Raw genomic sequence first — 14,547 nt, forward strand, 5'->3', positions numbered from 1 at the left:
GATGGGCTGAAAAGGGTGGACCGCCGTGCCGTCTTGCCCCAGTGTTCGACCTGGATGAACCAGAAGGGGAGTCAGGGGCGGGGCTTCGTTTCCGGCAATGAAGCCGGTCTACGTTGCCGTCGCTGAAGACTCCCCATGTCGAAAGGGAGTCAGATCAGAAAACTGTGAAAGGCAGTCACCAACACAGCAGTCCGATCACATTCTAGGCGGGTTGGGGCGGGAGCGGCCAGATGGCCCGCACCTCGGCCAGCAGGCGCTGCCGCTGCAGCTCCCGCTCCTCCGCGGTGCTGCCATCCAGGAGCAGGGTCAGATGGCCCAGCTTGCGGCCCACCCCACCGCCCCGCTTGCCGTACCAGTGCAGATGGGCGCCCGGAAGCGCCTCCAGCGCCCGCCGGCGCACGAGCTGCTCGTCATCGCCCGTCTCCGGCGCCAGCAGGTTGACCATCAGCGCCCCGGGCACGACGGCATCGGTGGAACCCATCGGCAGCCCGGCGACGATCCGCACCTGCTGGGCGAACTGGCTGGTGCGGCAGGCCTCGATCGTCAGATGGCCGGAGTTGTGGGTGCGGGGGGCCAGCTCGTTGACCTGCAGCCCCGAGCGCCCGTAGAAGAACTCGATCGACAGCACCCCCACGTAGTCGAGGGCGGTGAGCAGGGAAGCGGCCACATTGCGGGCGAACACCTCGACCCGATGGTCCACCGGTGCCGGGAACAGCACCCAGTCGCAGACACGGCTGTGCTGGTGGGTCTGCACCAGGGGGTAGCAGGCCACCTGCCCCTGCCGGTCACGGCAGGCCACGAGTGCCAGTTCCTGCTCGAAGCCCACCAGTTCCTCAAGGATCCAGTCGTCCGGCTCGACGCGCTCGAGCAGCTCCTCGAGGGCCCCCAGGTCGGCCACCGGAACCGTGCCCCGGCCGTCGTAGCCCCCCCGGCTGGCCTTGGCCATCAGGGGAAAGGCGAAGCCTTCAGGGAGACGCGGCAGGGCCGGCGCCTGCAAGGGACGCGGGGGAGCCACCAGCGGCAGCCCATCCGCGTCGCGAGCCTGGGTGAGGGGCGGCTCCGGCTGGAGCACATCGGCCAGGGGGCACCAGCGGGGGGCGGGCAGATGCAGGTCGCCAAGCAGCCGCCGCTGGCCCGCCTTGCTGACCAGGGGCTGGAGGGCGTCGAGACCCGGCAGGAACTGCAGGGCGGGCCCCTCGAGGGCCCGCAGGTCCTCGAGCGGGATCCACTCGTTCTCGAAACTTATGGCGCCGCAGCGGCCGGCCAGCTCCTGGGTGGCGTTCACGTCTTCGACCGGCGCCAGCACCACGCTGGCGGCGGCGCGGGTGGCCGGATCCTCGGCGCCGGGCGTCTGCACGTGAAGGGCGACACCGAGATCCCGGGCGGCCTCGGCCAGCATCCAGGCCAGCTGGCCGCCGCCGACGATGCCGATGGCATCCAGCGGTGCCGGCGTGGTCTGGGAAAGGGGGTCCGCGATGATCTGCACCCTGGGGTTGGTGGCTCGAAGCGGAAACCAGCCTGCCACTACAGCGTCGATGCCTTCTCGCCTGGGGTCCCAGGCGGGAGCTCAGCGGGGGATCACTGGAGCGGGTTCTCGGCGGCGAAGGCGTAACGGAGCAGGCTGAGCAGGAGCACGATCAGGAAAAGGGCCAGCCCGACGGTGCAGGCGTAGCTGATCTCCAGCTCGGAAAAGGCCTGGTCGTACACGTAATAGACGATCGTGCGGGTGCTGTCGGCCGGCCCCCCCTGGGTCATCAGGTAGACCTCCTCGAACACCTTGGTGGCCCCGATCGCCGAGATCACCGCCACCAGGGTGATGTAGGGCCTCAGCAGGGGCAGGGTGATGTCCAGATGGCGGCGCCAGCCCTCGCTGCCATCCAATGCCGCCGCCTCGTAGAGATCGGCGGAGATCCCCTGCAGGCCGGCCACGAAGATGACCATGTAATAGCCGAGGCCCTTCCAGAGGGTCACGAGCATCACCGAGGGCAGGGCCAGGCCGGTGGAGGTGAGGAAGCCGATCGGTGAGAAGCGATCCCCCAGCAGGGCACCGAGCCAGCCGTTGACCAGGCCGTTCTCGGCGTAGAGCCAGCGGAAGGCGATCGCCGCCACCACCAGCGACACCAGCACCGGGGTATAGAAGGCGCCACGGAACCAGTGGATGCCCGGCAGCTGTCGGTTGACCAGCACCGCCAGGGCCAGGGATCCGAGCACGATCGGCGGCACCACCCCCACCAGATAGAGAAAGGTGGTGCCCGTGACCCGCAGCAGCATCGGGTCGGCCAGCAGGCGGCGGAAGTTGGCCAGGCCCACGAAGGTGAGCGGCTCGCCCACATCCAGCCCGGTCCGGGTGAAGCTGATCACCAGGGCCATGGCCGCCGGGATCAGCACCGACACGGCGAGCAGCACCAGGGCGGGGGTCAGGAACGCCCAGGCGGAGCGGGTGGCAGCCGGTGCGGCGGGGGTGGGTGGGGCCATGGGTGCATCCTGCCGGAGCCGGGGCGATGCACAATCGGAACCGAGGCAGGAGCCCCCTTGGTGCCGCCCCACCCCTTTCCCCATGACCCCAACGCCGACGCCGAAGCAGGTGCTGCGGGAGGTCTTCGGCTACGACGCCTTCCGCGGCCCCCAGGCCGCCATCGTCGAGCACGTCTGCGCGGGGGGATCGGCCCTGGTGCTGATGCCCACCGGTGGCGGCAAGTCGCTCTGCTATCAGATCCCGGCCCTCTGCCGGCCGGGCACGGCCGTGGTGGTGTCGCCCCTGATCGCCCTGATGCAGGACCAGGTGGGGGCCCTGCGGCAGGCAGGCGTGCGGGCGGCCGCCCTGCACTCGGCCGAGAGCGGCGAGGCGGCGGCGGCCACCTGGCGGGAGCTGCAGGCCGGGAGGCTGGATCTGCTCTACGTGTCGCCGGAGCGGCTGCTGAACGGTGATCTGATCGAGCGGCTCGCCGATCTGCCCCTGGCCCTGTTCGCCATCGACGAAGCCCACTGCGTCTCCCAGTGGGGCCACGATTTCCGGCCCGAGTACCTGCAGCTGGCGGTGCTCGCCGAGCGCTTCGGGGCCGTACCCCGCATCGCCCTCACGGCCACCGCCGATCCCCGCACCCGGACCGAGATCGTGGCGCGCCTGGGCCTGCAGCAGGCAGCGGTGTTCCTGGCCAGCTTCGATCGGCCCAACATCCGCTACCTGCTGCGGGACAAGAGCGAGCCGAAACGCCAGCTGCTGGAGTTTCTCGCCAGCCAGCGGGGCCACGCCGGCATCGTCTACGCCCGCACCCGCAAGCGGGTGGAGGAGTTCGCCACCCTGCTGGCGGCCGAGGGGCATGACGCCCTGCCGTACCACGCCGGCCTGGCGGCGGACACACGCAGCGCCGCCCTGGAGCGGTTCCGCCATGGCAGCGGCGTGATCGTGGTGGCGACCATCGCCTTCGGCATGGGCATCGACAAGCCGGACGTGCGCTTCGTCGCCCATGTGGACCTGCCCAAGAGCCTGGAGGCCTACTACCAGGAGACGGGCCGGGCGGGCCGCGATGGGCTGCCCGCCATCGCCTGGATGGTGCACGGCGCCGCCGACGTACCGCCGCTGCGCCGCTTCATCGAGGAGTCCGACGCCGAACCGGCCCAGAAGCGCATCGAGCATGGCCGGCTCGACTCCCTGATCGGCTTCGCCGAGACCTCCGGCTGCCGCCGCCGGATCCTGCTCGACTATCTCGGCGAAACGGGCAGCGCCGACTGCGGCAACTGCGACGTCTGCCTGGAGCCGAACCAGGGCGTGGACGTGACCGAGCCGGCCCGCAAGGCCCTCTCGACCGTGTACCGGACCGGCGGCCGCTTCGGGGCCGCCCATCTGGTGGACGTGCTGCTGGGGGGCGACACCGCCCGGGTCCGCAGCCTCGGCCATGACCAGCTGGGGGTGTACGGAATCGGCAGGGAACTGGACCGGCTGCAGTGGCGCAGCCTGTTCCGCCAGCTCACCGCCAGGGGCTACCTGGTGGCGGCCGCCGATGGCCACGGCGGCCTGCAGTTCGGCCCCGATGACCTGGTGCGGCCGCTGCTGCGGGGGGAGTCGCGGCTTGAGGTCCGGCTGCCGCCTCCGGCCCGGGAGCGGCGTGGGGGGCGCCCCTCCGGGAACGCCACACCAGGGGCCAGCGCGGAGTCCGCCGATCCGGAACTCCTGGCGGCCCTGAAGGCCTGGCGGCTGGAGCAGGCCCGGCAGCAGCGCCTGCCTCCCTATGTGGTCTTTCACGACCGCACCCTGGTGGCCATCGCCGAACGCCGCCCCGCCTGCCTTGAGGAACTCGCCGGTCTCACCGGCATCGGCAACGCCAAGCTGGCCAGCTACGGGGAGGCGGTGCTGGAGGTGGTCCGGCGCCAGTCGCCCCAGGCCTAGCCTCGGGCCACCCTCGCCCCTTCCTCCGTGCTGCAGGAGTACCGCACCATCACGGTGTCCCTCGCTGCCGATCCCTACCCGATCCTGATCGGTGAAGGCCTGCTCGGGGGCCTCGGGTCCTTCCTGCTCGAAAGAGGAATCCAGAGCGGCACCCGGGTGCTGATGGTGACCAACCCCGACGTGGAGGGGTTCCATGGCGCCCTGGCGCGGCAGAGCCTGGAGGCCAGCGGCTTTGTGGTTCAGACGCTGGTGATCGAGGCCGGGGAGGAACAGAAAAACCCCGCCACCGTGGCCGCCATCCACGACGCCGCCTTCGCCCACCGCCTGGAGCGGAGCTCCCTGATCGTCGCCCTCGGCGGCGGTGTGGTGGGGGACATGGCGGGCTACGCCGCCGCCACCTGGCTGCGGGGCATCGCCGTGGTGCAGGTGCCCACCACACTGCTGGCGATGGTGGATGCGGCCATCGGCGGCAAGACCGGGGTGAACCATCCCGGTGGCAAGAACCTGATCGGCGCCTTCCACCAGCCGAAGCTGGTGCTGATCGACCCCCTGGTGCTGGCGACCCTTCCGGAACGGGAGTTCCGAGCCGGGATGGCGGAGGTGATCAAGTACGCCGTCATCGGCGACGGGATCCTCTTCCGGGATCTGGAGACGGCCGCCGAACGGGACCCCCGCGGAGGCCTGGCCAGCCGGGAAGCCCTCGGCCCCGTGCTCCTGCAGCGGCTGCTGGAGCGCTCGGCAGCCGCCAAGGCCCGCGTGGTGGCGGCGGACGAACGGGAAGGGGGATTGCGGGCGATCCTCAATTACGGACACACCCTGGGCCACGCGGTGGAGAACCTCAGCGGCTACGGCACCTGGCTGCACGGCGAAGCCGTGGGGCTGGGCATGCTGGCGGCCGGCGACATCGCCGTGGCCATGGGTCTGTGGAGCCAGGCGGATCAGGACCGCCAGCGACGCCTGATCGCCGCCGCCGGCCTGCCCATGGACTGGCCGGCCCTCGATCCGGAGGCGGTGCTGGCCTCCCTGCAGGCGGACAAGAAGGTGCGCCAGGGGAAGGTGCGTTTCGTGCTGCCCACCGGTGTGGGCTCGGTCACGATCCGCGACGACGTCGAACCCGCCACCATCAGGGCCGCCCTGGCGGTCGCCAGTTCGATCGGCGCCCCCTGACATGGCGGCCCGATCCGGGGGGTTCCTGCCGGCCATGCCCCGCAGGGAAGGGGTTCAATCGTGGTCTTTCGCTGACAGGGAAGGCGCGATCCCCCCGGATCGGAGACCATCACCGGAAGGTTTTATTCACCACGGCCCATGAGCAGTCGTCCCAGCCGGTTCAACAACTTCCTGAGCCAGCCCCTGCGACGACTCGGTGCCCTGGCCCGAACCATCGGGCTCGGCGGCCAGGAAGAGACCGCTGAGCCCGACCCATCCGCCGCTCCCGTGGCGGAGCCTCCGGCGGCGGCGGCTCCGGCCCAGGCGCCCTCCACCCCTGACCCCGCGCCCCAGGAGACCGGCGGTGGAGCCAGCTGGGTGGCCTTCGTGCCCCGTGATCCCCAGTGGTCCCAGGTGCGCTGGTTCATCGAGCCGGCCGACCGCCAGCGGGCCCAGGCCGAAGGGGCCACCCAGCTGTGCCTGCGCGTCGCCGACGTCACGGGCCTCGATGGGGGATCCACCCATCCCCACACCCTGCAGGAGGTGGTCGTCGACAGCCAGGCCAGCGAGTGGTATCTGCCGGTTCCCCTCTCCGGACGCGACTACAGGGTGGAACTGGGCTTCCGCAAGGGGGGCAGTGGCGGCTGGATCTCCATGGCCTTCTCCGCCACCGCCCATGTGCCGGAACTGGACGGACCGGCCCTGACGACGCCCGATCCCTTCGTGGCCTTCTCCATGCCGCCCGCCGCCGAGCCGGCTCCTGGAGCCATGCCGGGTCGGGAGATCGTCAACGATCTGCACGAGCGGCTCTACCAGAGCGCCACCAGCCCCTGGCGTCGCCTCGGCCGTGGCTCGGAGGCCTTCCACGAGATGGATTCCGCCGCTGGTCTCGCCGCAGGCGGTGCCTTGTCCGCCTCCGGCGCCGGCCCCTGGGCCTCCGGCCGCAGCGGTTCCGGCATCGGTGGGGTGGCCCCCCGCCAGCGCTCCTTCTGGCTGGTGGCCGACGCCGAGCTGATCGTCTACGGCGCCACCGACCCCTCGGCGAGCCTCAGCATCGGCGGTGAGGCCGTTCCCCTCTCCGCCGATGGCACCTTCCGCCTGCAGGTCCCCTTCCGTGACGGCCAGCAGCTCTACCCGATCGAGGCCCTGGCGGCCGATGGCGAGCAGAAGCGCAGCATCACCATGGAGTTCCGCCGCACCACCCCCCACGCCAACGTCAATCCGCGCGAAGAGGCCCAGTCGGAGTGGTTCTGAGGAGCCTCAGTGGCTCTCCCGCAACTCCTCGGTGCAGATGGTGATGCACTCACCGTCGTCGAGGGAGCAGGTGGTGATGCAGGCGAAGTAACGCTCGACGGGATCGTCGTTCGAGGTGCCATTGACAGCAAGCTGATCCGCCGACCGAACGGCAGCCCGATCAGCCACGCGATCACCCAGAACCCTGTCCATGGCCGCTCCTCTGGAAGTCTTTTCAACCTAACCTCATCGCCTGATGGCGCCTGAAGGATTGAGCAGGAATGCTCAATCCTTTGTGAGGGGATGTAACGGCGGCGGTTGAGGTGTTGAAGGCTTGAGTTGTAACGCTGCGTTGAGATGTAACGCTCAGTTGCGTTGGAACCCTGGGTTCACACCGTGGGTGGCAGCAGGAACAGGGGCTCCGTCAACGGGGTCGGCGGCTCACCGTCGCGGCGCAGGGCGATCCAGCGGAATTCACCAAGCCCGGCGGGATCCACCAGCCGCAGCAGGATCTCCCTGCGCTGCAGCAGCTCCGCCAGCGGCGTGCCGCTCTGCTGCTGGAGGCCATGCAGACGCTGGGCCAGCCCGAGGGCCAGCAGGGCCTCCCCCTGACGGCAAACGCCCAGGGTCTGCCAGCCTCCGGCCCGGGAGGCCACCTCCAGGCTCTCCAGGCAGAGGTGGGCGGTCAGGTCCCAGTGGCCCGGCTCCTGCAGCGGGTCGTCGCTGGCCCGCTGGCGCCGGTAGGCCATCAGGGTGCCGTTGCTGCGCTGGGGCGCGTAGTAGCGGCAGGCCTGGTGGGCGTAGTCGATCACCAGCAGCCAGCCCTGGGCGAGCGCTTCACCACAGGCGGCCAGCCAGGGGGCCAGACCGGGATGGAGCTCGCTGCACCAGCCCTCGGGGCGGCGTTCATCGAGGGGAAGCAGTCCAAGGTCGGCCAGGGGCTCCAGCAGGGCCCCTGAGAGGGGCTCGCCGGCCTCCAGGCGCAGGCCGTCGCCCTCCAGGACGACCCGCTGGCGGCACCAGCGCCCACCCCGGCGCTCGAACCGCTCCACGGCCAGGGCGTCGAGCACCTCGTGGGCCAGCACCACCCCGCGCACCGGGGCGTCCGCCAGGGTGCGGAAGTCGGCCCAGCGCACGGGCAGGGGGCAGGCGGCGAGCCGCCGGCGCTGCCGCTCGGCCATGCCGGCATTCGGCTCGACGAGTACCAGCTCGGTGCGCCTGGCCAGGGAGGGCCAGCCGCTGTGGAGCGCTTCGGCCAGCTGCAGGGCCAGCTGCCCCTCCCCCGGTCCGGTCTCCACCAGGGCCAGGGGTTCGTCAGCGGGCAGCTGGGCCAGCCACTGGGCCACCTGGGGGGCCAGCAGGCGGGCAAACTCCTCCCCCAGGGAAGGGGCCGTGGCGAAATCGCCTCCCGGGCCGATCTGGAGCCTGCCACTGCCGTAGGCGCCATGGTCCGGGTCGTGCAGGACCCACTCCATGTAGTCAAGGAACGGCACCGAGCCGCCCGCCGCCCGCAGGCGCTGGGCCAGCCAGTCAGGAGCCGCCGGGGAGCCGGGGTGGGACGTGGTCACGCGGCGTAGGGGGACTCGGTGAGAATGCTGACCGATGGACGACGGAACGATGCGAATGGCGGCAGATGGGGCAGCGGGATCGGTGGCGGTGACGGCGGAGACGGTTCAGGCACCGCAACGGCGCAGGCCCGCGCGAAGCGGCCCCCTGGGGCGGCGGCTCGGGGCCGCCCTGGCCACGGTCTGCCTCGTGCTCGCCACCTGGCTGCTGCCGGGCGGCGGCGGCCCCGCCGTGGCGGCGGACAACCCCCAGCTGCTGCCCGATCACCCCACCCCGGTGATCGACCTGGCCAAGGCCCTCACCGATGGCGAGCGGGGCGCCCTGGAGAGCGAACTCGAGGATTTCGAAGCCACCAGCGGCTGGAAGCTGCGGGTGCTGACCCAGTACGAGCGCACGCCCGGCCTGGCCGTCAAGGGTTTCTGGGACCTTGACGAGCGCAGCCTGCTGCTGGTGGCCGATCCCCGCGGCGGCAACCTGCTGAACTTCAACGTGGGCGAAGCCCTGTTCGCCCTGATGCCCCGCACCTTCTGGGTGGAACTCCAGACCCGCTACGGCAACCAGTTCTATGTGCGGGACCACGGCGAGGACGGCTCGATCCTCTCCGCCATCCACGCCGTGAAGGGGTGCCTGGCGATCGGCGGCTGCCAGGTGGTGCCAGGCCTGCCCCAGGAGCAGTGGATCCTGACCCTATGCACCTCGATCCTGGGCGGGCTGATCGTGGGGTTCGCCGCCTTCCCCCGCCAGGAGGGTCGACGGGTGGAGTGGACCTGGGTGCTGCTGCTCTCGCCCCTGTGGGTGATCCTGTTCGTCGCCCTGGGCATGGGACCGATCATCACGCGCACCCACGACGTGCTGCCGCTGCTGCGCAACGTGCTGGGCTTCCTCGGAGCGGCGGTGCTGGCCTACCTGATCGCCCAGAAGACCCTCGGAGGGGTGCGGCTGGAGGGCAAGGGGGAAGGCTGAGTGCTCAGGGAGCGGAAGTGGCGGGGGTGCTGACGCGCTCCAGCTGACAGGACAGGCTCTCGTCGCTGCAGGCCGGGGGCACCTGACGGATGGCCACGTCCTCCCAGACGGCGGCGGCTTCCCGACGGAGCTGGGCCAGGTTCTGCTCGTAGAAGCGGCGCAGGTCGTTCAGGCGCTTCACGGGCTGCCCGTAGAAGCTGCGGCCGGCCAGGGTGGGGAAGGAGGCCCACTCGGGAGCGAGACGGGCGACCAGGTCGGAGCTCAGCTCGCCGCGGTCGGCCAGGTGCAGGGCACCGCGGCGCTGCACCAGGAACAGGGCGGCCTGGTCCTGGGACTCCGGTCCGAAATCGCGCACGCCGAGGGCCCGGGTGACCATGTCCCAGGTCGGGGGCATGAACTGGTAGGCGCCGGCGGCGGCACTGGCGTAGCGGGCCGTGCGCATGACGCGGTTGGGATGGCGCTCGAGGGAGTCGAACAGGCTGCCGCCGAAGAGGATCCGGTAGCCGATTTCATGGCCATTGGCCCAGGTGCCCTCGGCGTAGCGGATCGTGTTGAGCAGGGCGCGCCGCTCGGGGGTGATGGCGAAGACCCGGGGGGCGGCCGGCAGCGGCGTCAGCATCGCGACCCGCGTGGGGCCGGCGGAGGCGGCGCTGCTGGCCCCCCAGCCCTGGGAGCCCTCGGCGGCCCTGACTGGCCCGGCCAGGCTCAGACCCAGTCCGGCGAGGGCGAGAAGCAGGGGGGTGCGCTGAAGGTTCGGCAAGAGGAGAGGTCGTGAAGGACAAGTGGGGGAAGACCCGTTGCAGTAACAACAGAGTCAATCCGGCTTGATGCGCTTGGTGTGACCAGGTCTTCTGGAGAACGACAACAGGAAGAACCAGTGATCCCGTGGCAGAGTAATTGAATTCATGCCGCCGAGACTTGGCGGTAATTTGCCGATGAATCAGCAGAATCGATTCCTTATTTGTGACGGTCGAACAACTGTCTACTTGTATCAAGAATGACGTTTTGCATTCCGGTTACAGCCAGGGACTGATATCTCCCGGATTCGATGAACAGATGATCAAATCCTGAAGGCCTGCCCCATAGGCAGTGCTGATCGTCCCTCCAGCCAGGTCACGAGCGTCCGTGCGGCGGTGGACGCCCCGTCGTCCGCCAGGGGGCCGCGCCGGGGGGGAATCAGGGGCTGGTCCAGCTCCCAGTCGCCGCGGCGGAAGGACTCCTGGCTCAGCAGCCGGTGCCAGCCGTGGTTGCGCAGGTCCTCCTCCAGCACCGGCGCCTCGGCGAAGCCGCTCCGGTGCACCAGATGGATGCCCACCCCCTGGCTGAAGGCCTCGCAGAAACTGCTGTAGCCGGGCTTGGTGATCAGCCGTCCGGCCAGGGGCATCAGGTCGAGGGGGCGCACCCCCGGCGGCAGGCAACGGCCATTGGGCACCGTGGCCAGCAGCGGCTCCGGCCCGATGAACACATGCTCGGGCCAGCGGGCCAGCAGCGCCGGGTCGATCGCCATGCCGAGCCCCCCGAAGCTGACCAGTACCACCCGCTCCCGGTCCGCCGGCAGGTCCAGCTCCCGGGCCAGCCGTTCGCCATCGAGCCGGGGCCGGGAGCAGGTCAGGCCCAGCCGCACCTCCGGTACCCCCCAGTCCATCGGCAGGGACAGGGGGCAATGGAGCAGCAGATCCCCCTGGCCGTAGAGCTGCCGGTGGCGATCGGCCCAGGGACGGAAGGCCGGGCCCATGGGGGCATGGATCACGTCCCAGCCGAAGCTGGCCAGCCACACGAGCGGCACTTGCAGTCGACGGGCCAGCAGGGCCGCCGCCGGAGGCACATCCCCCAGCACCAGGACCGGCTGACGCTGGTCCTCCAGCCAGCGGGCCTCGCGCTCCACCAGCGCCGGCAGCTCCTCCTCCAGCCGCTCGAGGGCGGCCAGGGTGGCGACGGCATCGGCTCCGAGGGCATCGGCCTGGATCACCCCCACGTCCCAGCGGCAGGGGCGCAGCTCGTAGGGCACACGTCCGAAGGACAGCTCCAGGAACCCCTGGGGCAGCCCGGTGGAGACCACCAGCCGCCAGTCGGGCCTCAGGGCGGCCAGTTCAGAGAGCACCGAGACCGTGCGGGATCCGTGGCCGAAGCCATGGCTGCTGACGCAGGCGTGGATCAGCAAGGACTCAGCACCCCCGCCGCCGGCAGGGACGCCGTCCAGAGGGTCTGCTCGTAATGGAGGGCGCCGTTGATGCCGTACCAGCGGTGGCTGATGTGGCGCAGATCGCCGTCTGAGAAGACGACCCAGCTGAAGTGACGCAGGGCCCGTCCCTGCTGATCCACGCCGTGGCGGGGAACAGAGGCGGTGTTGAGGAAGGCGGTGCCCTGGGCGTCGCGGCGGAAGCTGAGCCGTTCCCCCTGGTGATGGCAGAGGGCGTGATGCATGTGGCCGAACACCACCAGGGGCAGGCGGCGGCGGCGGCGGATCTGGTCCACCGCCAGGGCCAGATCCTGATCCCCCCAGTCGCAGGCGGGTGCCTTCCAGTCCCGGCCGCAGAGGTCGTCCACCTGGGTGCCCAGGCCGCTGGGGCCGGAATGGGCCAGCAGGATCAGCGGCAGCTGGGGATCGGCGGCCAGGGCCGCCCGGCTGATGCGCTCGGCGGACTCCTGCAGGCCCACCGGTCCGTAGACCGATCGCACCGCCTTCGAGAGGTGGAAGCCGCCGCCGGCGGTGCCGGGACGGGCGCCCACCACCGCCAGCCCGGGAGGGCGCAGCTCCCTCAGACCCCAGCCGCAGTGCCGCTCGCCGAGCAACTCCAGCTGGCGGCGCAGGGTGCGGCCGCTGCCGTCCTTGCCGGCATCGTGGTTGCCGAGCACGCAGGCGATCGGCAGCTCCAGGGTGGCGAGCAGTTCGGGGATGCGGCACTTGCCGTCGCTGAGGTCGCCCACCAGCAGCAGGGCATCCGGACGGATCCGATCCAGCACGTCGTGGTCACTGCGATCCCACTGGTCGTGCAGATCCCCCGCGATGGCGATGTTCAGCTCAGCCAATACCGACCGCTTCCTAGAGTGGGATCATCGTGCATGAGAAGGGGCATCGGTTGGTCTTCACGCAGACGCTGACCCACACGCCCCAACCCAGCCCTGAGGCCTGCCCGCCCCGTGCTGAGCTGGCCACCGCGATCGAAACGCTCAAGAACGAGCGCAACGCCATCATCCTGGCCCACTACTACCAGGACGACGCCATCCAGGACTGCGCCGATTTCATCGGCGATTCCCTCGAGCTCTCCCGCCGCGCCGCCAGCACCGACGCCGAGGTGATCGTCTTCTGCGGCGTCCACTTCATGGCGGAGACCGCCAAGATCCTCAATCCTGGCCGCACGGTGCTGCTGCCCGACCTGGAAGCCGGCTGCAGCCTCGCCGACGCCTGTCCGGCCGATGCCTTCGCCGACTTCCGCCGGCACCACCCCGACCACGTCGTGGTGAGCTACATCAACTGCTCCGCGGCGGTGAAGGCCCAGAGCGACCTGATCTGCACCAGCAGCAACGCGGTCCACCTGGTGCAGCAGCTGCCGGCCGATCGCCCGATCCTGTTCGCCCCCGACCAGAACCTGGGGCGCTGGGTGGCCCGCCAGAGCGGCCGGGAGCTCACCCTCTGGCCCGGCAGCTGCATCGTCCACGAGACCTTCAGCGAGCAGGCCCTGCTGCGCCTGCGCCAGGAACACCCCGAGGCCGAGGTGATCGCCCATCCGGAGTGTCAGCAGCACCTGCTCGATCTGGCCGACTTCATCGGCTCCACCAGCAAGCTGCTGCAGCGCACCCAGACCAGCCCGGCCCCCTCCTTCATCGTGCTCACCGAGCCGGGCATCCTCCATCAGATGCGGCGGCGGGCACCGGAGAAGACCTTCCATGAGGTGCCCGGGGCCGATGGCTGCAGCTGCAACGCCTGCCCCTACATGCGGCTGAACACCCTCGAGAAGCTGTGGCAATGCCTCCACACCATGGCGCCGGCCATCGAGCTCGACGAGGAGATCCGCTTGCGGGCTCTGGTGCCGATCGAACGCATGCTGGCGATGAGCGCCTGAGGGGCCGGCCCGGACCCCTGGACTCGGCAGCGGCTCAGTAGCTGTAGTTGGCCACGAACAGCGAGCCGGCATCACCGGAGGGTTCGGAGCCGGCCACATAGGCCCCGCGGGCCGCGGCGCCGTTGGCCCGGGCGCGGGCCAGCAGGGCCGCCTGGCCCGCCGCCGTGTCGCTCCCCTTCCATTCACTCAGGCAGGAATGCTGCAGGGCCCGGCCGTAGGAGAACCCCAGGTGCCAGGGGGCGCCCGGGTCGGCGGCATGGATGGCCGAGAGCAGGACACTGGCCTCCTCCTCCCCCAGTCCCCCCGAGAGGAACAGGATCGCCGGCACGGCCGGGGGCACGCTGCGGCGCAGGGTGCGGACGGTGTAGGCCGCCACCTGGGCGGCGCCGGGACGGTCGGAGCCTTCGGCGCCTGGCAGGGTCATCGAGGGTTTGAGCAGGGTGCCCTCCAGGAACACGCCGTTGCGGCCAAGGGCCTCGTAGACGCTGCGCAGCACCCATTCCTGCACCGCCGCAGTGGTGAGGATGTCGTGGTCGCCGTCCATCAGGATCTCCGGCTCCACGATCGGCACCAGGCCCTCCTCCTGGGCCGTGCGGGCGTAGCGGGCCAGCCCCCAGGCGTTCTCGCGCACGCACAGCTCCGAGGGGCAGCCGTCAGCGCTGATGCGCAGCACGGCCCGCCATTTGGCGAAGCGGGCACCGCGGGCGTAGGCCAGGGCCGCCCGCTCCTGCAGCCCCCGCAGGCCCGTGCACCAGGTCTCGCCGGCCAGGCCTCCGGCCAGGGGCTCGACACCGAGATCCAGCTTGATCCCGACCACCAGCCCCTGCTCCTTGAAGAGATCGACGATCGATCCGGCCGGCCGGCCCGGGATCGGGGCCGCCTCCTGGTAGAGGGTTTCCTCGTAGAGGATCACGCCGCTGATGGTCTCTCCGAGTCCGGGGGTGGTGGCCAGCAGGGTGCGGTAGGCGCGGCGGTTCTCCTCGCTGTTCTCGACGCCGATCGCCGCGAAGCGCTTGCCGATCGTGCCGGTGGATTCGTCCGCCGCCAGCAGGCCGGTGCCCGGCCGGGCCAGGGCGGCCGCGGTGGCCTCCAGCTCCTCGCGATGGGTGTCGAGTGACATCGGGCCAGGGGCGACGGCTGTCCCCATGGCTAGTGGTGAGCCCGCACGCCGTCAATGGGCCCGGGGCC

At 70.7% G+C, this 14,547-nt stretch carries 13 protein-coding genes and 1 other RNA gene; 5 read left to right on the plus strand and 9 right to left on the minus strand.

Going from position 1 to position 14,547, the window contains the following annotated elements:
* Positions 1-13 precede the first annotated feature (13 nt).
* The 3 genes from ssrS to CJZ86_RS04000 all read right to left on the minus strand — a co-directional run bounded on the left by ssrS (position 14) and on the right by CJZ86_RS04000 (position 2,475).
* Positions 14-196: non-coding RNA, 6S RNA (gene ssrS, locus CJZ86_RS03990), on the minus strand.
* A gap of 6 nt (positions 197-202) precedes the next feature.
* The gene (locus CJZ86_RS03995; protein WP_353615209.1) at positions 203-1,486 is read right to left on the minus strand and encodes an ATP-grasp domain-containing protein; all 1,284 of its coding nucleotides are present in this window, start codon (positions 1,484-1,486) and stop codon (positions 203-205) included.
* Positions 1,487-1,578: 92 nt separating this feature from the next.
* Positions 1,579-2,475 (minus strand): carbohydrate ABC transporter permease, encoded by an 897-nt coding sequence (locus CJZ86_RS04000; protein ID WP_094584644.1) that lies wholly within the window; start codon positions 2,473-2,475, stop codon positions 1,579-1,581.
* Between the two features lie 82 nt (positions 2,476-2,557).
* On the opposite strand from CJZ86_RS04000, the gene recQ reads away from it, so the two are divergent.
* The 3 genes from recQ (at position 2,558) to CJZ86_RS04015 (ending at position 6,787) form a co-directional block, all read left to right on the plus strand.
* Positions 2,558-4,387: a DNA helicase RecQ gene (gene recQ / locus CJZ86_RS04005; protein ID WP_094584645.1), complete on the plus strand. Its 1,830-nt coding sequence runs from the start codon at positions 2,558-2,560 to the stop codon at positions 4,385-4,387.
* 27 nt (positions 4,388-4,414) lie between these two features.
* Positions 4,415-5,554 (plus strand): 3-dehydroquinate synthase, encoded by a 1,140-nt coding sequence (aroB, locus tag CJZ86_RS04010; RefSeq protein ID WP_094584647.1) that lies wholly within the window; start codon positions 4,415-4,417, stop codon positions 5,552-5,554.
* A 138-nt stretch (positions 5,555-5,692) separates the two neighbouring features.
* Positions 5,693-6,787: a DUF4912 domain-containing protein gene (locus CJZ86_RS04015; protein WP_094584649.1), complete on the plus strand. Its 1,095-nt coding sequence runs from the start codon at positions 5,693-5,695 to the stop codon at positions 6,785-6,787.
* A 6-nt stretch (positions 6,788-6,793) separates the two neighbouring features.
* Here the strand turns inward: CJZ86_RS04015 and CJZ86_RS04020 are convergent, their stop codons facing one another.
* Together CJZ86_RS04020 and CJZ86_RS04025 are read right to left on the minus strand one after the other, a co-directional pair.
* Complete coding sequence (locus CJZ86_RS04020; protein ID WP_233133824.1) at positions 6,794-6,955, minus strand: DUF8642 family protein; 162 nt, start codon at positions 6,953-6,955, stop codon at positions 6,794-6,796.
* 200 nt (positions 6,956-7,155) lie between these two features.
* Positions 7,156-8,334, minus strand: coding sequence for a class I SAM-dependent methyltransferase (locus CJZ86_RS04025; RefSeq protein WP_094584652.1), 1,179 nt, complete (start codon positions 8,332-8,334; stop codon positions 7,156-7,158).
* A gap of 55 nt (positions 8,335-8,389) precedes the next feature.
* On the opposite strand from CJZ86_RS04025, the gene CJZ86_RS04030 reads away from it, so the two are divergent.
* The gene (locus CJZ86_RS04030; protein ID WP_233133825.1) at positions 8,390-9,295 is read left to right on the plus strand and encodes a TPM domain-containing protein; all 906 of its coding nucleotides are present in this window, start codon (positions 8,390-8,392) and stop codon (positions 9,293-9,295) included.
* A 4-nt stretch (positions 9,296-9,299) separates the two neighbouring features.
* Here CJZ86_RS04030 and CJZ86_RS04035 read toward each other — a convergent pair whose 3' ends face one another.
* From CJZ86_RS04035 to CJZ86_RS04045, 3 genes are all read right to left on the minus strand, one after another.
* Positions 9,300-10,055 (minus strand): glycoside hydrolase family 24 protein, encoded by a 756-nt coding sequence (locus CJZ86_RS04035; RefSeq protein ID WP_094584654.1) that lies wholly within the window; start codon positions 10,053-10,055, stop codon positions 9,300-9,302.
* A gap of 300 nt (positions 10,056-10,355) precedes the next feature.
* On the minus strand, positions 10,356-11,456 hold the full coding sequence (locus CJZ86_RS04040; protein WP_094584655.1) for a hypothetical protein: 1,101 nt from the start codon (positions 11,454-11,456) through the stop codon (positions 10,356-10,358).
* Positions 11,450-12,325, minus strand: a complete 876-nt coding sequence (locus tag CJZ86_RS04045) for a TIGR04168 family protein (protein ID WP_094584657.1) — start codon at positions 12,323-12,325, stop codon at positions 11,450-11,452. The genes CJZ86_RS04040 and CJZ86_RS04045 overlap by 7 nt, the downstream gene beginning before the upstream one ends.
* A gap of 68 nt (positions 12,326-12,393) precedes the next feature.
* On the opposite strand from CJZ86_RS04045, the gene nadA reads away from it, so the two are divergent.
* Positions 12,394-13,359, plus strand: a complete 966-nt coding sequence (gene nadA / locus CJZ86_RS04050) for a quinolinate synthase NadA (RefSeq protein ID WP_502690416.1) — start codon at positions 12,394-12,396, stop codon at positions 13,357-13,359.
* Positions 13,360-13,393: 34 nt separating this feature from the next.
* Here the strand turns inward: nadA and CJZ86_RS04055 are convergent, their stop codons facing one another.
* Complete coding sequence (locus CJZ86_RS04055; RefSeq protein ID WP_094584659.1) at positions 13,394-14,479, minus strand: class I fructose-bisphosphate aldolase; 1,086 nt, start codon at positions 14,477-14,479, stop codon at positions 13,394-13,396.
* Positions 14,480-14,547: the final 68 nt, after the last annotated feature.

The sequence above is a fragment of the Synechococcus sp. BO 8801 genome (genome assembly GCF_002252675.1).
GTDB lineage: Bacteria > Cyanobacteriota > Cyanobacteriia > PCC-6307 > Cyanobiaceae > Cyanobium.